At 71.3% G+C, this 17,952-nt stretch carries 19 protein-coding genes, 1 tRNA gene and 2 pseudogenes; 15 read left to right on the forward strand and 7 right to left on the reverse strand.

The window, feature by feature from the left end:
• The first annotated feature begins 11 nt into the window (after nucleotides 1-11).
• The 4 genes from M8J74_RS15215 to rdgB all read left to right on the forward strand — a co-directional run bounded on the left by M8J74_RS15215 (nucleotide 12) and on the right by rdgB (nucleotide 2,309).
• A complete protein-coding gene (locus M8J74_RS15215; RefSeq protein ID WP_058925056.1) occupies nucleotides 12-245 on the forward strand; it encodes a PTS sugar transporter subunit IIB in 234 nt (77 codons plus the stop codon).
• A gap of 110 nt (nucleotides 246-355) precedes the next feature.
• Complete coding sequence (gene rph / locus M8J74_RS15220; RefSeq protein WP_249836909.1) at nucleotides 356-1,093, forward strand: ribonuclease PH; 738 nt, start codon at nucleotides 356-358, stop codon at nucleotides 1,091-1,093.
• A 144-nt stretch (nucleotides 1,094-1,237) separates the two neighbouring features.
• Nucleotides 1,238-1,672, forward strand: a complete 435-nt coding sequence (locus M8J74_RS15225) for a hypothetical protein (protein ID WP_249836910.1) — start codon at nucleotides 1,238-1,240, stop codon at nucleotides 1,670-1,672.
• 34 nt (nucleotides 1,673-1,706) lie between these two features.
• On the forward strand, nucleotides 1,707-2,309 hold the full coding sequence (gene rdgB, locus M8J74_RS15230) for an RdgB/HAM1 family non-canonical purine NTP pyrophosphatase (RefSeq protein WP_249836911.1): 603 nt from the start codon (nucleotides 1,707-1,709) through the stop codon (nucleotides 2,307-2,309).
• Nucleotides 2,310-2,365: 56 nt separating this feature from the next.
• Here the strand turns inward: rdgB and M8J74_RS15235 are convergent.
• Both M8J74_RS15235 and bcp read right to left on the reverse strand, forming a co-directional pair.
• A tRNA-Leu gene (locus M8J74_RS15235) sits at nucleotides 2,366-2,450 on the reverse strand.
• 93 nt (nucleotides 2,451-2,543) lie between these two features.
• Nucleotides 2,544-3,011, reverse strand: a complete 468-nt coding sequence (bcp, locus tag M8J74_RS15240; protein WP_058925061.1) for a thioredoxin-dependent thiol peroxidase — start codon at nucleotides 3,009-3,011, stop codon at nucleotides 2,544-2,546.
• Between the two features lie 100 nt (nucleotides 3,012-3,111).
• Here bcp and M8J74_RS15245 point away from each other — a divergent pair, with 100 nt between their 5' ends.
• Nucleotides 3,112-3,441 (forward strand): DUF3618 domain-containing protein, encoded by a 330-nt coding sequence (locus M8J74_RS15245; protein WP_249836912.1) that lies wholly within the window; start codon nucleotides 3,112-3,114, stop codon nucleotides 3,439-3,441.
• A gap of 77 nt (nucleotides 3,442-3,518) precedes the next feature.
• A complete protein-coding gene (locus tag M8J74_RS15250; RefSeq protein ID WP_234490819.1) occupies nucleotides 3,519-3,821 on the forward strand; it encodes a GroES family chaperonin in 303 nt (100 codons plus the stop codon).
• A 70-nt stretch (nucleotides 3,822-3,891) separates the two neighbouring features.
• Here M8J74_RS15250 and M8J74_RS15255 read toward each other — a convergent pair whose 3' ends face one another.
• Complete coding sequence (locus M8J74_RS15255) at nucleotides 3,892-6,321, reverse strand: transglycosylase domain-containing protein (RefSeq protein ID WP_249836913.1); 2,430 nt, start codon at nucleotides 6,319-6,321, stop codon at nucleotides 3,892-3,894.
• Between the two features lie 272 nt (nucleotides 6,322-6,593).
• On the opposite strand from M8J74_RS15255, the gene M8J74_RS15260 reads away from it, so the two are divergent.
• Genes M8J74_RS15260 through M8J74_RS15275 form a run of 4 tightly spaced genes read left to right on the forward strand, consistent with a single transcriptional unit; the run spans nucleotide 6,594 to nucleotide 10,139 of the window.
• A complete protein-coding gene (locus M8J74_RS15260; RefSeq protein ID WP_249836914.1) occupies nucleotides 6,594-7,394 on the forward strand; it encodes an ABC transporter permease in 801 nt (266 codons plus the stop codon).
• Entirely contained in the window at nucleotides 7,387-8,256 is an 870-nt protein-coding gene (locus tag M8J74_RS15265) for an ABC transporter permease (protein ID WP_372500188.1), read from the forward strand. Before M8J74_RS15260 ends, M8J74_RS15265 begins: the two co-directional genes overlap by 8 nt.
• 35 nt (nucleotides 8,257-8,291) lie before the next feature.
• A complete protein-coding gene (locus tag M8J74_RS15270) occupies nucleotides 8,292-9,281 on the forward strand; it encodes an ABC transporter ATP-binding protein (protein WP_249836915.1) in 990 nt (329 codons plus the stop codon).
• A 33-nt stretch (nucleotides 9,282-9,314) separates the two neighbouring features.
• Nucleotides 9,315-10,139, forward strand: coding sequence for a DUF1707 SHOCT-like domain-containing protein (locus tag M8J74_RS15275; RefSeq protein WP_249836916.1), 825 nt, complete (start codon nucleotides 9,315-9,317; stop codon nucleotides 10,137-10,139).
• A 21-nt stretch (nucleotides 10,140-10,160) separates the two neighbouring features.
• Here the strand turns inward: M8J74_RS15275 and M8J74_RS15280 are convergent, their stop codons facing one another.
• Nucleotides 10,161-11,492 carry an SGNH/GDSL hydrolase family protein gene (locus M8J74_RS15280; RefSeq protein ID WP_249836917.1) on the reverse strand — a complete coding sequence of 444 codons (1,332 nt, stop codon included), beginning with the start codon at nucleotides 11,490-11,492 and terminating at the stop codon, nucleotides 10,161-10,163.
• A 231-nt stretch (nucleotides 11,493-11,723) separates the two neighbouring features.
• Here M8J74_RS15280 and M8J74_RS15285 point away from each other — a divergent pair, with 231 nt between their 5' ends.
• Both M8J74_RS15285 and M8J74_RS15290 read left to right on the forward strand, forming a co-directional pair.
• Nucleotides 11,724-13,169 (forward strand): DUF445 domain-containing protein, encoded by a 1,446-nt coding sequence (locus M8J74_RS15285; RefSeq protein WP_249836918.1) that lies wholly within the window; start codon nucleotides 11,724-11,726, stop codon nucleotides 13,167-13,169.
• A 78-nt stretch (nucleotides 13,170-13,247) separates the two neighbouring features.
• Nucleotides 13,248-14,747 (forward strand): MFS transporter, encoded by a 1,500-nt coding sequence (locus tag M8J74_RS15290; RefSeq protein ID WP_249836919.1) that lies wholly within the window; start codon nucleotides 13,248-13,250, stop codon nucleotides 14,745-14,747.
• A 110-nt stretch (nucleotides 14,748-14,857) separates the two neighbouring features.
• On the opposite strand, the gene M8J74_RS15295 is transcribed toward M8J74_RS15290, so the two are convergent.
• Nucleotides 14,858-15,160, reverse strand: a complete 303-nt coding sequence (locus M8J74_RS15295) for a hypothetical protein (protein ID WP_249836920.1) — start codon at nucleotides 15,158-15,160, stop codon at nucleotides 14,858-14,860.
• 164 nt (nucleotides 15,161-15,324) lie between these two features.
• Here M8J74_RS15295 and M8J74_RS15300 point away from each other — a divergent pair, with 164 nt between their 5' ends.
• Both M8J74_RS15300 and M8J74_RS15305 read left to right on the forward strand, forming a co-directional pair.
• Entirely contained in the window at nucleotides 15,325-15,756 is a 432-nt protein-coding gene (locus tag M8J74_RS15300) for an Hsp20/alpha crystallin family protein (RefSeq protein WP_249836996.1), read from the forward strand.
• A gap of 128 nt (nucleotides 15,757-15,884) precedes the next feature.
• Nucleotides 15,885-16,340 carry a DUF2267 domain-containing protein gene (locus M8J74_RS15305; RefSeq protein WP_249836997.1) on the forward strand — a complete coding sequence of 152 codons (456 nt, stop codon included), beginning with the start codon at nucleotides 15,885-15,887 and terminating at the stop codon, nucleotides 16,338-16,340.
• A gap of 12 nt (nucleotides 16,341-16,352) precedes the next feature.
• Here M8J74_RS15305 and M8J74_RS15310 read toward each other — a convergent pair.
• Nucleotides 16,353-17,075: pseudogene (locus M8J74_RS15310) on the reverse strand (alpha/beta fold hydrolase); the annotation flags it as partial.
• Here M8J74_RS15310 and M8J74_RS44515 point away from each other — a divergent pair.
• Nucleotides 17,022-17,303: pseudogene (locus tag M8J74_RS44515) on the forward strand (MarR family winged helix-turn-helix transcriptional regulator); the annotation flags it as partial. The pseudogenes M8J74_RS15310 and M8J74_RS44515 sit on opposite strands and share 54 nt — an antisense overlap.
• A 2-nt stretch (nucleotides 17,304-17,305) precedes the next feature.
• On the opposite strand, the gene M8J74_RS15315 reads toward M8J74_RS44515, so the two are convergent.
• A complete protein-coding gene (locus tag M8J74_RS15315) occupies nucleotides 17,306-17,809 on the reverse strand; it encodes a GNAT family N-acetyltransferase (protein WP_249836921.1) in 504 nt (167 codons plus the stop codon).
• Between the last annotated feature and the right edge of the window lie 143 nt (nucleotides 17,810-17,952).

A 17,952-nucleotide genomic window follows, 5' to 3' on the forward strand; every position in this document is an offset into this window, starting at 1 on the left:
AGGAGACCGAAATGGCCAGCAAGGCAGAGAAGATCGTCGCCGGGCTCGGCGGCATCGACAACATCGAAGAGGTCGAGGGCTGCATCACCCGCCTGCGCACCGAGGTCGTCGACGCGGCCAAGGTCGACGACGCCGCCCTCAAGGCCGCCGGCGCGCACGGGGTCGTGAAGATGGGCACCGCCATCCAGGTCGTCATCGGCACCGACGCCGACCCGATCGCCGCGGAGATCGAAGACATGATGTGAACCGCCGGCCGCCCGCCGGCCGGTTCGCCCCGAAGGCCCCCGTCCCGACCGACGGGGGCCTTCGCCGTACCGCGGGTTCCGCTTCCGCTCCTGCGGCTAGGCTCAGCGGCATGTCACGAATCGACGGCCGCACCCCCGAACAGCTCCGCCCCATCACCATCGAACGCGGCTGGAGCAAGCACGCCGAGGGCTCCGTCCTCGTCTCCTTCGGCGACACCAAGGTCTTCTGCACCGCCTCCGTCACCGAAGGCGTCCCCCGCTGGCGCAAGGGCAGCGGCGAGGGCTGGGTCACCGCGGAGTACGCCATGCTGCCCCGCGCCACCAACACCCGCGGCGACCGCGAGTCCGTCCGCGGCAAGATCGGCGGCCGCACCCACGAGATCTCCCGGCTCATCGGCCGCTCCCTGCGCGCCGTCATCGACTACAAGGCGCTCGGCGAGAACACCATCGTCCTCGACTGCGACGTCCTCCAGGCCGACGGCGGCACCCGCACCGCCGCCATCACCGGCGCCTACGTCGCCCTCGCCGACGCCGTCGCCTGGGCCCAGGGCAAGAAGCTGATCAAGGCCGGCCGACAGCCGCTGACCGGCACCGTCTCCGCCGTCTCCGTCGGCATCGTCGGCGGCGTCCCCCTGCTCGACCTCCGCTACGAGGAGGACGTACGGGCCGACACCGACATGAACGTCGTCTGCACCGGCGACGGCCGCTTCGTCGAGGTCCAGGGCACCGCCGAGGCCGAGCCCTTCGACCGCGACGAACTCAACGCCCTCCTCGACCTCGCCGTCACCGGCTGCAACGAACTCGCCGCCCTCCAGCGCAAGGCACTGGAGACGGTCCTCGAAAAGTAAAGGGGACGCCAAGGAAAGGGCGCCGGAGAAGCAACCCCCGGCGCCCGCCCCGGCGTCCCAGTGAATGCGGGCGCACGGCTCACCGCCGTGCGCCCGACCAGTGCGGGGCCACCGGGGCCCGACGCAGAGGGAGGGACCACAGTCATGGCCGTCAGCCGAGGCCGCCGCAGTCTTCGACGTGACCGGGGTGCCCGCAGCCGTGGCATCGCCACCGCCCTCGCGGCCGTGGCGGCCCTCGCCCTCACGGCCGGCCTCACCACCGGCTGCGACGCCGTCGACAAGGCCCTGGACTGCGTCCAGACCGCCGACACCATCGCCGACAGCGTCACCGACCTCCAGCAGGCCGTGGAGAACGCCTCCAACGACCCCACCCAGCTCGACGAATCCCTCGCCTCCATCGACAAGAACCTCGACAAGATCGGCGACAAGACCGACAACGCCGACGTCAACAAGGCGGTCGACGACCTCGGCAAGGCCGTCGACAACGTCCGCACCGCCATCAGGAACGGCGACAACACCCCCGACGTCAGCCCGGTCACCGACGCGGCCGGCGAACTGACCAAGGTCTGCACCACCTGACGGAGCCGACGGACCGCCCGCGATACTGGTCGCCATGACCCGCCTGATCCTCGCCACCCGCAACGCCGGGAAGATCACCGAACTCCGGGCGATCCTCGCCGACGCCGGCCTGCCCCACGACCTCGTCGGCGCGGACGCCTACCCCGACATCCCCGACGTCAAGGAGACCGGCGTCACCTTCGCCGAGAACGCCCTGCTCAAGGCCCACGCCCTCGCCCAGGCCACCGGCCTGCCCGCCGTCGCCGACGACTCGGGCCTGTGCGTGGACGTCCTCGGCGGCGCGCCCGGCATCTTCTCCGCCCGCTGGGCCGGCAAGCACGGCGACGACAAGGCCAACCTGGACCTCCTCCTCGCCCAGCTGTCCGACATCGACGAGGCCCACCGGGCCGCCCACTTCGCCTGCGCCGCGGCCCTCGCCCTGCCGGACGGCCGGGAGCGCGTGGTCGAAGGCCGCCTCCCCGGCACCCTCCGCCACGCCCCCACCGGCACCAACGGCTTCGGCTACGACCCGATCCTCCAGCCGAACGGCGAAACCCGCACCTGCGCGGAACTCACCCCGGAGGAGAAGAACGCGATCAGCCACCGAGGAAAGGCGTTCCGCGCCCTGGTACCGGTGGTCCGGGAGCTGCTGAGCTGAGAGCACGTACGACGACGGCCTGCGCATCGTGCCCCGGATGCACAGGCCGTTCTCGGTGCGGCGGAAGGGATTCGAACCCTCAAGCCCGATCAAGGGCCACAGGACCTAAACCTGCTGCGTCAGCCGTTGCGCCACCGCCGCCAACCGCCTGTCATCGTACCGGGCATAGGGATGGGCGGCGGCTCGCCTCGGTCACCCCGATGGGAGCCGCTCGCCCGGCGGAACGCACCGACCTCAGATGCCCAGGTCCTTGATGATCTTTGCTACGTGGCCTGTCGCTCGGACGTTGTAGAGGGCCCGTTCCACCTTGCCCTGTTCGTCCACGACGATCGTGGAGCGGATGACGCCCATGTAGGTCTTGCCGTAGTTCTTCTTCTCGCCGTAGGCGCCGTAGGCCTCGGTGACCGTCTTCTCCGGGTCCGCGAGGAGGGTGACCTTCAGGGACTCCTTCTCGCGGAACTTCGCCAGCTTCTCCGGCTGGTCGGGGGAGATGCCGATGACGTCGTAGCCGGCGCCGGCCAGGAGGTCGAGGTTGTCCGTGAAGTCGCACGCCTGCTTGGTGCAGCCTGGAGTGAGGGCCGCAGGGTAGAAGTAGACGATGACCTTGCGGCCCTTGTGGGACGACAGGGAGACGTCGTTGCCGTCGGCGTCGGGGAGGGTGAAGTCGGGGGCCACGTCCCCCGGCTGGAGTCGCTCGCTCATCGGACCAGCGTAACCGGGGGTCCTGACAGTGCGGCGGACGACGGAACTGACAGACTGTCCAGAACAGCAACAGGCATCGGCTGACTTCGGAGGCGCAACCGTGGCGGACACGTCGGACACCAGAACCCCGGCGCAGATCGAGGCGGACATCAGGCGCCGACGCGATGTGCTGGCCGAGACCCTCGACGAGATCGGGGTGCGGGTGCACCCCAAGACGATCGTCGGCGACGCCAAGGCCAAGGTCGTGTCCCATATCGACCACACGCTGGGCCGGGCCTACGTCGGCGTGAACAAGGCCGTCAGCGACGTACGGTCCCGCTTCGTGGACGAGGACGGCGCGCCGCGCCTGGAGCGGATCGTGCCGGTCGCGCTCGTCGCCGTCGGCCTGGTGGGCCTGCTGGCCCTCGGTACCCGGCGCCGCAAAGGCTGAGCGAGAGCTGTAGGTTCGGGGACGTGAGCGCCATCAGAAACGACCAGAGCACCAGTCACGACAAGCTGCCCATCCGGATGCTGCACGACCGGGTCCTGGTCAAGCAGGAGACCGGTGAGGGTGAGCGTCGTTCCGGCGGGGGCATCCTGATCCCCGCCACCGCCGCGGTCGGGCGTCGGCTGGCGTGGGCCGAGGTCGTCGCCGTCGGCCAGAACGTGCGCACGGTGGAGCCCGGCGACCGTGTCCTGTTCGACCCGGAGGACCGGGCCGAGGTGGAGGTGCGGGGCGTGGCCTACGTGCTGATGCGCGAGCGGGACCTGCACGCCGTGGCCGCCGACCGCTTCGAGGGGTCGGAGGACACCACGGGGCTGTATCTGTAAGCCGTGGCAGCGGCGTCGAAAAGGGCTGGTGACCTCGGTCACCAGCCCTTTTCGCGTGCTCCCCGCCGGTCTACTGTCTGCGGCCCGTGAACTGTGGGCCGGCCGTGGTGCCGGTCGTCCCCCCGGTGTCGGTGCCGCCCGTCGTCCCGCCGGTCGTCCCGCCGGTGTCCGTGCCGCCCGTGGTGCCGCCGGTGGTGGTGCCGGTGTCCGTGCCGCCGTTGGTGGTGCCGCCGGTCGTGGTGCCGCCGTTGGTCGTGCCGCCCGTGGTGGTGCCGCCGTTCGTGGTGGCACCGCCCGTGGTGGTGCCCGTCGTGCCGGTCGTGGGCGTGCCGCCGGTGGTCTGGCCGGGGGTGCCGCCGGTGTCCTGGCCGCCGGTGCCCGGGGTGCCGCCGTTGTCCTGGCCGCCGGTGCCGGGGGTCACGAGGTCGGTCGGCGGGGCCTGGGGCTCGTCGGCGCCCGGCTGGAGCTGGAGGTCGAAGTCGGTGGCGGGCTTCCCCTTCAGCGCGTCCCGGGTGTACTGCGCCCAGATCTCGGTGGGCGGGCCGCCGCCGTTGACGCGCTGCAGGCCGAGGGCGCCGTAGAGCGGCTGGTGCGCGGCCGTCACCGGGTCCTGGCCCATGACCGCCACGACCGTGGCGAGGTCGGGGGTGTAGCCGGCGAACCAGGCGGCGGTGTCCTTCTCGGCGGTGCCGGTCTTGCCGGCGGCGGGGCGGCCGGCGGCCTGGGCGGCGGTCGCGGTGCCGTTGTCGACGACGCTCTGCAGCACGGAGGTCGTGGTGTCGGCGGCCTCGCGGCTGACCGCCTGCGTGGTCGCGGCCTTCGGCAGCGTGACGGGCCGGCCGTCCTTGGTCATCGACTCGATCATCGTGTACGTGCCGTGCTCGCCGTGGTTGGCGAGCGTCGCGTAGGCCTCGGCCATGTCGAGGACGCTGGCCCGGGCCACGCCCAGCGCGATCGACGGGTAGGCGGACAGCTCGGGGGTGTCGGAGGGCAGGCCCAGGCCGATGGCCGTCTGCTTGACCTTCGACGGGCCGACGTCGACCGCCATCTGCGCGTACACGGCGTTGACGGACTTGTCGGTGGCGGTGCGCACGGTGATGTCGCCGTAGGAGACGTCGTCCTCGTTGGCGGGGGCGTAGGCGCCGTTCCAGCCCTGGACGGGGCGCTTGTTGGTGCCGTCGTAGTAGGTGTTGGGGGTGATGAGGTCGCCGTCCTGCGTCTGGGAGTGGTTCTGGACGGCGGAGGCGAACACGAAGGGCTTGAAGGTGGAGCCGACCTGGAAGTCCTCGCGGGTGGCGCCGTTGGTGTACTGCTTGACGTAGTCGATGCCGCCGTACATGGCGACGACCTTGCCGGTCTTGGGGTCGACGGAGGCGCCGCCGGCGCGGACGTAGGTGTCGGCCTTGCGGCCCTTCTTGTCGAGCTTGGACATCAGCTTGTCGTTCACCGCCTTGACGAAGGCGTCCTGCTTGCTCTTCTGCAGGGTGGTGGTGATGCGGTAGCCGCCGCGGGCGAGGGTGTCCTCGTCGACGATGTTGTTCTTGTCCAGGTACTCCTTGATGGCGCGGACGACGTAGCCGCGCTGGCCGGACATGCCGGTGGAGGCGGTCTGCTGCTTCGGCACGGGGAACTTCAGGCCGGCCCGCTGCGACTCGGTGAGCCAGCCCTTCTTGACCATGCCGTCGAGGACGTAGTTCCAGCGGGCGACGGCCGCTGCCTTGTTCTCGGGGTGGGCGACGACGTCGTACTCGCTGGGCGCGTTGACCAGGGCGGCGAGGTAGGCGGCGTGGGCCGCGTCGAGGTCGGTGGCGTCCTGGCCGTAGTAGGCCTGGGCGGCGGCCTGGATGCCGTAGGCGTTGCGGCCGAAGTAGCTGGTGTTGAGGTAGCCCTCGAGGATCTCGTTCTTGGACTTCTCGCGGTCGAGCTTGATCGAGATGAAGAACTCCTTCACCTTGCGGGTGACGGTCTGCTCCTGCTCCAGGTAGTAGTTCTTCACGTACTGCTGGGTGATGGTGGAGCCGGACTGCTTGCCCTTGCCGGTGGCGGTGTTCCAGGCCGCGCGCAGCATCGCCTTGGGGTCGACGGCGGACTCGGTGTAGAAGTCGCGGTCCTCGGCGGCCAGGACGGCGTGCTGGGCCTCCTTGGAGACCTGGGCGAGGGTGACGTTCTCCCGGTTGACCTCGCCGTCGCGGGCGAGCTGGGTGCCGTCGGCGTAGAGGTAGACGTTGGCCTGCTTGGTCGCGAGGTCGTTGGCGGTGGGGATCTGCACCATGGAGTAGCCGAGGAAGAACAGGCCGACCAGCAGCAGGACGCCGATGACGAAGCCGCCCAGGACCATGCGCCAGGTCGGCAGGAGCCGGCGCCAGCCGGTCCGCTTGGGCCGCTTGGGCTTCTTGCCCCCGGTGTCCGCCGGTCCGGCGGGGGACCCGGCCGCCGCCTCGGCCGCCTGTGGCTCTGTGATGGCCCGGCCCGGGGCGGGCGGCTGCGGCTCGTCGCTCATGGTGTGCGGAGACTCCTGTGGTGCGGTATCTCGTACGACCCGAAGGGCTCGTACGTCTCTGGCGCGCTTTGGGCGCCTTCGTGGAGGGAGGCTACTCACGCCTCCTTTGATGAAGACTGTCCCATCCGTCGATCAGTTCCCCGAATCGCGGCACGCATGGCCGTGGCCGAAAGGTATCGGGCCGGCGCGGCCCGGAAATTCGGTGGCCGGGCCGGCCGGCCCGCCGCTAGGCTCCTGCGCTTCGGTGTCGGCGGGCCGAGGAGGGCTGCGGTGTGGGCGCTGGGCGGTTGTACGTCGCCGTCGCGGCGGGGGGATTCAGAAGATACGCGACGTATCGGGCGGCGACGGTGGCGGGGGTGTTCACCAACACCGCGTTCGGGCTGATCCTCGTCTACACGTACACGGCGCTGTGGGACGAGCGGCCGCATCTCGGGGGCTACGACCTGGCGCAGGCGGTCACCTATGTGTGGATCGGGCAGGCGCTGTTCAAGACCCTGGCCAACGGCGGCGGGGGCGTCGAGACGGAGCTGATGGAGCGCATCCGCACCGGTGACGTCGCGGTCGACCTGTACCGGCCGGCCGACCTGCAGTTGTGGTGGCTGGCCACGGATCTGGGGCGGGCGGGGTTCGAGCTGCTGGGGCGCGGGGTGGTGCCGTTCGTGTTCGGCGCGCTGTTCTTCGACATGGCGCTGCCCGCGGACGTGATCACCTGGCTGGCCTTCCTGGGCTCCGTGGCGCTGGCGATGCTGGTCAGTTTCGCGATCCGCTATCTGGTGGCGCTGACCGCGTTCTGGCTGATGGACGGCACCGGTGTGATCCAGATGGCGTGGCTGGTGGGCTGGTTCTGCTCGGGCATGCTGCTGCCGCTGAACGTCTTCCCGGGCGCGCTGGGCGAGGTCGTGCGGGCGCTGCCCTGGTCGTCGCTGCTGCAGGCCCCCGCCGACGTGTTCCTCGGCCGGGCCGATCCGCTGGGCACGTACGCCTTCCAGGCGGTGTGGGCGGTGGTGCTGCTGGCGGCCGGGCGGATGGTGCAGGCGGCGGCGACGCGGAGGGTGGTGGTGCAGGGTGGCTGAGAGCTACGTGGTCGATGCCGGGGCCCGCTGGGCGGCCGAGGAGGTTCCCGGCGGCCGGGTCCGGGAGGGGGTGCGGGCGTACTTCCTGATCGCGGGCATGTGGATCCGTTCCACGATGGCCTACCGCACGTCCTTCGTTCTGATGACGGTGACGAACTTCGCGACGACGGCGCTCGACTTCGTCGCGATCCTGCTGATGTTCTCCCGCGTCGACGCGCTCGGCGGCTACTCGCTGCAGCAGGTCGCGTTCCTCTACGGGGTCTCCAGCACCACGTTCGGACTGGCCGACATGGTGATCGGCTCCATGGAGCGGCTCGGGCGGCGGGTGCGGGACGGCACGCTGGACACCCTGCTGGTGCGTCCGGCTCCGGTGCTCGCGCAGATGGCGGCCGACCAGTTCGCGCTGCGCCGGCTGGGCCGCACCGGTCAGGGGGCGCTGGTGCTGACCTGGGCGCTGCTGCGGCTCGACATCGACTGGACGCCGCTGCGGGTGCTGTTGATGCCGGTGATGCTGGTGAGCGGCTGTGCGATCTTCTGCGCGGTGTTCATCGCGGGTGCGGCCTTCCAGTTCGTGGCGCAGGACGCCGCCGAGGTGCAGAACGCGTTCACCTACGGCGGTACGACGCTGTTGCAGTACCCGCCGACGGTGTTCGCGACGGAGCTGCTGCGCGGGGTGACGTACGTGCTGCCGCTGGCGTTCGTGAACTGGCTGCCGGCGACGTATGTGCTGGGGCTGCCCTACCCGTTGGGGCTGCCGGAGTGGGCGGCGTTCCTGTCGCCGCTGGTGGCCGCGGGGTGTGTGGGGCTGGCGGGGCTGGCGTGGCGGGCGGGGCTCAGGTCGTACCGGAGCACGGGCAGTTGAGGGCCGGCGAGAACGGAAAGGGCTGCGGAGGACTGATGGACGACGACTTCATCGAACTCGACCGGGTGGAGAAGGTCTTCGACGTGCGCAGGAAGACCGGGTTCCTGCGGCGGGAGCGGCGGTCGGTGCGCGCCGTGGACTCCCTGTCCTTCACCGTGGCGCGCGGCGAGATGGTCGGGTACATCGGGCCGAACGGCGCGGGCAAGTCGACGACGATCAAGATGCTCACGGGCATCCTGACCCCGTCCGGCGGCCGGCTGCGGGTCGCCGGCATCGACCCGTCCCGCGAGCGGACGCGGCTCGCGCGCCGGATCGGGGTGGTGTTCGGGCAGCGGACGACGCTGTGGTGGGACCTGCCCCTGATCGACTCCTACCGGCTGGCGCACCGCATGTACCGCATCCCGGAGGTCCGTTACCGCGAGAACCTGGACCGGTGCGTCGAACTGCTGGAGCTGGGCGAGCTGTTGGAGGTCCCGGTGCGGCAGCTGTCGCTGGGGCAGCGGATGCGGGGCGACATCGCGGCGGCGCTGCTGCACGACCCCGAGGTGCTCTACCTGGACGAGCCGACGATCGGCCTCGATGTCATCTCCAAGTCCAAGGTGCGGGGCTTCCTGCGGGAGTTGAACGCCGAGCGCGGCACGACGGTGCTGCTGACCACGCACGACCTGCAGGACATCGAGCAGCTGTGCTCGCGGGTGATGGTCATCGACCACGGGCGCCTGATGTACGACGGCGCGCTCGCCGGGCTGCACGAGGTGGGTGAGAGCGAGCGGACCCTCGTGGTCGACCTGGAGCGGGAACTGCCGCCGATCGAGGCCGCGCCCGCGCGGGTCGTCAGGGTGGAGGGGCCGCGGCAGTGGCTGGCGTTCCCGGCGGCGCAGTCCGCGGCGGAGCTGGTGGCGCGGATCGCGGCGCGGTACCCGCTGCTCGACCTGTCGGTGCGGGAGCCCGACATCGAGGCGGTGATCGCCCGGATGTACGCGGGCGGGACGGCTCAGGACGAGGCGGAGAAAGCGGTGTCGTAGCCTCCCGCCGGGGGACCTCGTAGGCTGCTGTCCATGACCGATGACGCCGCAGTCCCGGAGCTCCGCGCATCCGACGCCGACCGTGAACGAGTCGCCGAGGTCCTGCGGGACGCCCTCGCGGAGGGCCGCCTGGACATGGCGGAGTTCGAGGAGCGGCTGGAGGCCACGTACCAGGCCCGGACGTACGGCGAGCTGGCGCCGATCACCCGTGACCTGCCCGTCGGACAGGTCGCCCATCCCGCCGTGTCCCTGGTCAAGGACGAGCCGGACAGCGGGAGTTGGGCGGGGCGGATCGTCGGCGGCGAGGGGTCGTCGAGCTGGGCCGTCGCCGTGATGTCCGGGTTCGAACGCAAGGGCCGCTGGACCGTGCCCAGGCGGTTCAACTGCTTCGCCGTGATGGGCGGCGGCGAACTCGACCTGCGCGACGCGAACTTCGCCGACCGGCAGGTCGAGATCAACTGCGTGACGATCATGGGCGGGGTGAACGTCATCGTGCCGCCCGGCGTCGAGGTCGTGGTCCGCGGCATCGGGATCATGGGCGGCTTCGACCACACCGAGGAGGGCGTGCCCCCCGCGCCGGGCGCCCCCCGTGTGATCGTCACCGGGTTCGCCCTGATGGGCGGCGTCGGCGTCGAGCGCAAGCTGACCCGCGAGGAGCGGCGCCGGCTGAAGGAGGAGCGCCGCCAGGAACGTCTGGAGCGCAGGTCCGGCCGGGCACTCGACGAGGGCCTCGGCGCCCCCACGCGGATGCTCGAGGAGCACCGCGAGTTCCGGCGCGAACTGCGCGAGGAGCGCCGCGAACGGCAGCGCGAGCGCCACGCGGAGCGCCGCGAGAGGCGCCGCCGCGACGAGTACTGAGCCGTCGCGGGGCGCGGGTTGCTACAGCTGGGCCGGGGCCGCGCCCTTGAGCTGGTTCAGGTCGACGGTCTGGGCCATGCGGGCGTAGCCCTTGTCGCTGGGGTGCAGGTGGTCGCCCGAGTCGTAGTCCGAGCGCAGCCGGCGCGGGTTGTAGGGGTCCCTCAGGGCCTGGTCGAAGTCGACCACGGCGTCGTAGACACGGCCCGCGCGGATCTCGGCGTTGACCTGCTGCCGTACCGCCTCCCGGGCCGCCGTGTAGCCGCGGTGGCCCTGGAAGGGCATGAGGGTCGCGCCGATGACCTTGATGCCGCGGGCGTGGGCCTGGCGGACCAGGGTGCGCAGGCCGGTGAGGATCTTGTTCGGGTCGGCGAGCCGGGGGTTGCGCAGGATGTCGTTGACGCCCAGGTCGATCACGACGACCTTGACGTTCGTCCGGGACAGCGCGTCACGGGAGAAGCGGAGCAGACCGCTCTGGTTGTCGGCCGGGCGGCCCAGGCCGTCGGCGAGGACCTGGTTGCCGCTGATGCCCTGGTTGACCACGCTGTAGCGGGGCACGTCCCGGCCGGAGGCGACCGCCGAGCGCAGCCGCTCGGAGAGGAGGTCGGGCCAGCGGTGGTCGGCGCCCTGCGTGGAGGTGATGCCGTCGGTGAGCGAGTCGCCGAAGGCGACCACGGTGCCGTCGGCGTCGTTGCTCAGCACGTCGAGGGCGGTGAGGTAACGCCAGTACGGCGTCTGCTCGGTGTACCCGGTGCCGCTCACGTCCTCGGTGAGGTCGCCCTGGGCGACGTAGGAGATCTGGCGCGCGTGCTGGTGGTACGTGACCGGGCCGGACGCGGTCGGGGAGTACGTGGTGACCAGGATGTCGCCCCCCTGCGGGACGACGATGCGGACGGCGTCGCTCAGGACCTGGCCGCCGGCCGGTATGACGACCGCGGTGCCGCCGTCGAACGTCAGCCTCCGCATCGTCCCTGCGTTCGCCGCCGCGGTCTCGGAGGCGGCCGCCACGGCGATGGAGGCGTGCGTGATGGTCAGCGCCGACTGGCCATAGAGGTTGGAGAGCGTGATGCGGGCACTCGTACCCCCGACGCTCGCGTGGACGACGTTGCGGACCGAGCGGCCCGCCATGCCCTCGACCTCGGTGCCGGGCTCGGCGCCTCCGGGGGAGGCGGACCACGCGCCGACCCAGGTGCCGGTGGAGGCGGGGGCGGCCGGGTTGCGCGGGACGCCGCCGCCCGCGAGGGCGTTGGTGGTGGTGCCGTCGTCGGCGGTGACGCCGACGTAGATCGCGGTCGAGAGGCCCACGATGAGGGCCACGATCGCGGAAAGCAGGGCATAACCGTGACGCTTGGTCATGCGGTGCGTGTCTCCTCGGGCAGTGGAGCCCCGAGGCTCCGTGGTGATCATCCCAATGATGCGGCATGGACGATGCGGCCTGGGACGAGGGTGCTCGGCAGGACCCCCCATTGGGCCACCGGAGTTCACGACGAACTCCCCCTCCTCACAGACGCCGGGAACTCTCGATTCGTTCCAGGAGTCGGTCAGGAAGGGACAATATGTGCAGGGGATCACGAACGGGTGGAGTGAATGGAACGTACGGACCCGGACAAAGCGGGAAATAAGGCGGCGCGTGGGGTGGGAGACCGGGCGGTCGAGGCGGAGAGGCCGGTCGTGGGCGCCGGGGCCGAGGCCGGCGCCGGGGCCAGGGCCGGGCATGCCCGAGCCGGAGCGGCCGGTGCCCGGGGCGTCCCCGCATCCGCCGCCCGCGCCATGAACACCTTCAGCGCCGCCGACGTGGAGAAGCAGCGCGGGGTGCGCCGCATGAAGCTCACCGCGACCGGGCTGCTGCTGTTCGTGGCGCTGATCTACGTCCTCGCCAAATGGGCCGACAACTCCGGCGCCGGCGCGTGGGCGGGCTATGTCGCCGCCGCGTCCGAGGCCGGGATGGTCGGCGCCATGGCCGACTGGTTCGCGGTCACGGCCCTGTTCCGCCGGCCGCTCGGACTGCCCATCCCGCACACCGCGATCATCCCCACGAAGAAGGACCAGCTGGGCGTCTCCCTGGGGGAGTTCGTCGGGGAGAACTTCCTCTCGCAGGACGTCGTACGGCAGCGGCTGCGAGCCGTCGGCATCGGCAGCCGGCTCGGCGCGTGGCTCGCCGAGCCCGAGCACGCGGACCGGGTGACCGCCGAACTGTCGGCCGCCCTGCGCGGCGCGATGACCGTCCTGCGGGACTCCGACGTCCAGGCGGTGGTCGGCGAGGCGATCACCCGGCGGGCCGACGCGCAGGAGATCGCGCCCGGCATCGGCAAGATGCTGGAGAAGGTCGTCGCCGACGGCGGGCACAAGAGGGTCGTCGACCTCGTCGTCACGCGGGCCCACGACTGGCTGGTGTGGCACGACACCGAGATCATGGACGCCGTCCAGGGCGGGGCGCCCGGCTGGACCCCGCGGTTCGTCGACAAGAAGGTCGGCGAACGCGTCTACAAGGAACTCCTGCGGTTCGTCACCGAGATGCGGGACATGCCCTCCCACCCGGCGCGCGGGGCGCTGGACCGGTTCCTCACCGACTTCGCCTCCGACCTGCAGTCCGACACGGACACCCGCGCGCGGGTCGAGCGGCTGAAGGGCGAGGTGCTCGGGCGGGGCGAGGTGCAGGACCTCATCGCCTCCGCCTGGACCGCCGTACGGTCGATGATCGTCTCCGCCGCCGAGGACGAGCGCAGCGAACTGCGCCTGCGGGTACGGGCCTCGCTGCTGTCCCTGGGCGCGCGGATGGCCGTCGACGAGAAGCTCCAGGGCAAGGTCGACGGGTGGGTCGAGGGGGCGGCCGTGTACGTCGTCACGACGTACCGCAGGGAGATCACCTCCCTGATCACCGACACCGTGGCCGGCTGGGACGCCGAGCACACCACCCGCAAGATCGAGGCCCACATCGGGCGTGACCTGCAGTTCATCCGGATCAACGGCACGGTCGTCGGTTCCCTGGTGGGCCTGTTGATCTACACCGTGTCACGGGCGCTGGGAGCGTGAGGCGAGCTTAGGGCGGCAAAGCGCGGGCACCCGAGCGGAGTGTCTCTCGAGGGCGAGAGGACGCTGAGGAGGGAGCCCATGACCACCGCGGAGGCCGCGAGCGGCCACACCGTGACGACCGACATCCCCGCCAGGCTCGACCGGTTGCCCTGGTCGCGCTGGCACTGGACGATCGTCATCGGACTCGGCACCGTATGGATCCTCGACGGCCTGGAAGTCACGGTCGTCGGCAACATCGCGAGCCGGCTGTCCGAATCGGGCAGCGGACTGCCCATCTCCTCCGGAGAGGTCACCGGCATGGCGGCCGCCCTGTATGTGGCGGGTGCGTGTGCCGGAGCCCTGTTCTGGGGGCGGCTGACGGACATCTGGGGCCGCAAGAAACTGTTCATGATCACGCTGGGCGTGTACCTGGCGGCGACCGCGCTGACCGCGGTGTCGTTCTCCAACTGGTGGTTCTTCGCCTTCCGGTTCCTGACAGGATTCGGTATCGGCGGCGAGTACGCGGCCATCAACTCGGCGATCGACGAGCTGATCCCGGCGCTGTACCGGGGGCGCGTGGACCTGATCATCAACGGCAGCTTCTGGCTGGGCGCGGTGGGCGGTTCGCTGCTGTCGATCGTCGCCCTGAACACCGCCTACCTGCCCAAGGACGTCGGCTGGCGGCTGACGTTCGCCCTGGGGGCGGTGCTCGCGCTCGTCATCCTTCTCGTACGACGGCACGTTCCGGAGAGTCCACGGTGGCTGCTGATCCACGGCAGGGACCGGGAGGCGGAAGAGATCGTCACCTCGATCGAGGAGCAGGTGGAGGCCGAGAAGGGGCAGCCGCTGAAGCGGCCCGAGGGTGAGATCACCATCCACCAGCGGCGCAACGTGAAGTTCACCGAGATCGCCCGCACGCTGTTCTCCGACTACCGGAAGCGGTCGGTGCTCGGGTTCTCGCTCTTCATCGGCCAGGCGTTCCTGTACAACGCGATCACGTTCGGCTTCGGCGCGATCCTGACGAAGTTCTTCGACGTGCCGACCGGGAACACCGGCTACTACTTCGCCGTCATCGCGATCGGCAACTTCTGCGGGCCGCTGCTGCTGGGCAGGCTGTTCGACACCGTCGGGCGGCGGGTGATGATCTCGTCGACGTACCTGATCTCCGGGCTGCTGCTGTTCCTCACGGCCTGGCTGTTCAGCCAGGGCTCGCTGAACGCCGGCACGCTGACGGCCTGCTGGTGCGGCGTGCTGTTCTTCGCGTCCGCCGGAGCGTCCAGCGCCTACCTGACGGTGTCCGAGATCTTCCCGATGGAGACCCGCGCGATGTCGATCGCGTTCTTCTACGCCCTCGGCACGGCCGCGGGCGGCATCAGCGGGCCGCTGCTGTTCGCCGACCTGACGAGCACGGGCAAGGTCGCCGACACGGTCCTGGCCTTCCAGATCGGCGCCGGGCTGATGTGCGCGGCGGGACTGGTGGCGGCTCTGCTGGCGGTACGGGCGGAGCGGCGCTCGCTGGAGGATGTCGCCCGGCCGCTGACCGCGGCGGCTTCGGCGGTGACGCGGGGACGCGAGCAGGAGCGGCCGGCCACTGCGTAGGGCTGCGTAGGGCTCGGTGGGCTGCCGTCGCGGGCAGTCGTGCCGCCTGGGGCGGCACGGGTGGGCGCGGCGGCACCCCGCCGCGCCGGGCCGTGCACCCCCTGTTGCGCTCAGGCGTTCCGGTCCGCCACCGCCCACGACGCCAGCGCCACCGCTCCCGACACTGCGAACACGGCCGGCCAGGCACCCACCTTCTTGGCCAGCGGATGCGACCCGGCGAACGCGGCGACGTACGCCGCCGTCAGCGCCCCGGCCGCCTTCCCGCCCGCCCGCTGCCGCCACTGCTGAGCGGCCGCGGCGCCGGCGACGGCCAGGACGGCCCCGCCCAGCTGCCGCTTCTTCGTCCAGCGGGCCACTCCGTACCCGCCGACGAGCCCGGTAGCGGCCACTGCCGCGCTGGGAACCCTGGCCATGTCTGCCTCCTGGCGATGCGCACGCGATCGATCTGCCTCGAGGCTAATCCGCGGCGACACAGGCTCCGTACCTGAGTCCAGGCTTGTCAAGTTTCCTCCACGGAGCTATATAAGAAGTCGTAAGGGCATCGCACCTCAGCGCCTGATGAGAGGAGTGACCCGTGATGCTCATGCGTACCGACCCGTTCCGTGAGTTCGACCGTCTCGCGCAGCAGGTCCTCGGCTCCACCGCAGCCCGTCCCGCCGCGATGGCGATGGACGCCTATCGGTCCGGGGACGACTTCATCGTCCACTTCGACCTCCCCGGCATCGACCCCGAGACGATCGACCTCGATGTCGAGCGCCACGTCCTCAACGTCCGCGCCGAGCGCCGCAACCCCGCACCCGAGGGTGCGGAGATGATCGTCGCCGAGCGTCCCACGGGCACCTTCACCCGTCAGCTCTTCCTCGGCGACACCCTCGACACGGAACGCATCGACGCCTCGTACGAGGCCGGCGTCCTGACCCTGCGCATCCCCGTGGCCGAACAGGCCAAGCCGCGCCGCATCCAGATCAGCGGGGGCGGCGGCGGTGGACGCAAGGAGATCGGCCACTAGCCCGGCGAGCAGTCCGTACATCCCGCATCCCACATCCGACATCCCACATCCGGCCAGAGGCGTCCCGCCGACCGCGCACCGTCGGCGGGACGCGGCACACCCCAGCGCATCGGAGGAGGAGCCACCAGATGAGTGCGGCGACGACCCTGGATCCCACCCCGACGACCACCACGGCGGTCCGGTGGAGTCAACTGATCGACGGCGTCCAGGAGTCGGGGCAGTACCCCACCCGCGCGGAGGCGGAACGCGTCACCCGTGTCGTGCTGTCGGCCCTGGGCGGGCACGTCGTCGGAGACGAGCGGGTCGACCTCGCCCGCGCCCTGCCCGAGGAGGCGGCCCGCGTGCTCGCCGCGCAGATACCCGCCACCCGCCCGCTGACCGCCGCCGAGTTCGTGGACTCGGTGGCCGCCCGCATCCCGGGAGCCACCCCGGCCACCGCCCGCTGGGACGTCAGCTCGGTACTGAGCGTGCTCGGCGAACTGGTCGAGGAGGCCGACGCCGGGCTGATCGACCGCGTCCTGGTCCAACTGCCGCGCGGATACGCCCTGTTGTTCGGCCGCGCCGAGCTCGCGAGGAGAGAGTGAGCCGGTCTCGGCGCGCAGCCAGGCGTCGATGAGGGCGAAGGTGGCGTCCGGCTGCTCGACGTGGGGGAGATGGCCGGCCTCGGGCACGACCTCCAGCCGCCCGTTCCCGAAGGCCTTCGCGTACGCCGCCCCGTACTCCGGCGTGACGATCCGGTCGCTCTCCCCCCACACCAGCAGCGCGGGCTGCCGTACCCGCCCCAGGCGCCGCATCAGCTTGGGGTCGTGCATGTAGGGGTCGCCGGCGAGCAGCCGCATGGTGGCCATGTTCCCCTGGCGGCGGGCGAGTTCCTCGGCGGGCAGGGTGGCGGGGTCGGCGTAGAAGCGGTCCGGGTCGTGCCAGGAGTACTCGGCGGCGGCGCGCGGGTCGAGCGCGAAGAAGTCGGTGATCGGTTCGGACTCGACGTCGATCCCGACGGCGTCGATCAGCACGAGCCCGCCGATGCGCCCCGCGTTGTCCCGTACGGCCATCTCGGCGGCGATCCAGCCACCGAGCGAGGAGCCCACGACCACCATGTCGGTCAGGTCGCTGTCCTCCAGGAGGTGCAGGTAGGAGAGGGCGAGGTCGTCGATGCCGGTGCACCAGTCGGGGCGCGGGGTGCCCTCCCAGCCGGGGTGGACGGGGGCCAGGGTGGGCGCGCCGGCCGAGGAGAAGTGCTGGGCCAGTCCGGCGACGGTGGCGGGGCCCCGGGGGCGTCCGCCCGCGAGCTGGCCGCCGCCACCTTCCAGACCGAACAGGCCTTCGGGACACTCGTGGGCCGGCTGACGGCACAGGGGCTGGTCGACCGGCGTCCGGGCCGGGGACGCCGTATCGAACACCACCTGACGGGGGCGGGGGAGCGGGTGCTGGAGGCGGGGCACACGGTCGCGGACGCGGTGCTGGAGGAGTGCTTCGCCGGGCTGGGGGAGGAGGAGCGGGCGGTACTGCTGAAGCTGCTCCAGCGGCTGAACGAGCCGGCGGTGTGAGGTCAGGTCCCTCCGAGCCGCTTGACGTACCGGTGGCACGGCACGGGCACCGGCCCGTCCGGCCCCTCCGCCGCATACGCGAACGGCCCCTCGTCGACCCAGCCCTGACGCTCGTAGAACCGCCGCGCCCGGGCGTTCCCGGCGACGACCGCGAGCCACGCCCGACGGTGCCCCCGTCCCCGTACGACCTCCTCGCCCCGCGTCAGCAGCGCGCCCGCCACGCCGGCACCCCGGTGCCCGGCCGCCACGTACAGCTGCTCGACCTCGTCCCCGACGACCACGACGAACCCGGCGACCTCTCCACCGGCCACCGCGACGACGGTGTCCACGACCCGCTCGGCGGCCCGTGCCGTGAACGACTCCGGCGTGCGGACGGCGACCAGTTCGTCGGGAACATGCCCCAGATGACCGTCCCGCCATCCGGTGCGCCAGATGGCGGCCACGGCCGGCACGTCGGCGGGGGACGCGGGACGAAGGACGGTGCTTGGGGTGTCGTGTCCGGGCATGGGGCCAGAGTACGGAGGGGTCGGCGGAGAGGCCGCAGAGGCGGGCCGTCGCCCGCCCCGGGCCCCGCGGGAGCCCCGCACACCCCCATCCTGGGCGCGCCTGAGGTCCCTAATTCCCTTCATTGCCAGACCGATTGGGTAAC

It is taken from the genome of Streptomyces panaciradicis (assembly GCF_023516615.1).
GTDB lineage: Bacteria > Actinomycetota > Actinomycetes > Streptomycetales > Streptomycetaceae > Streptomyces > Streptomyces panaciradicis.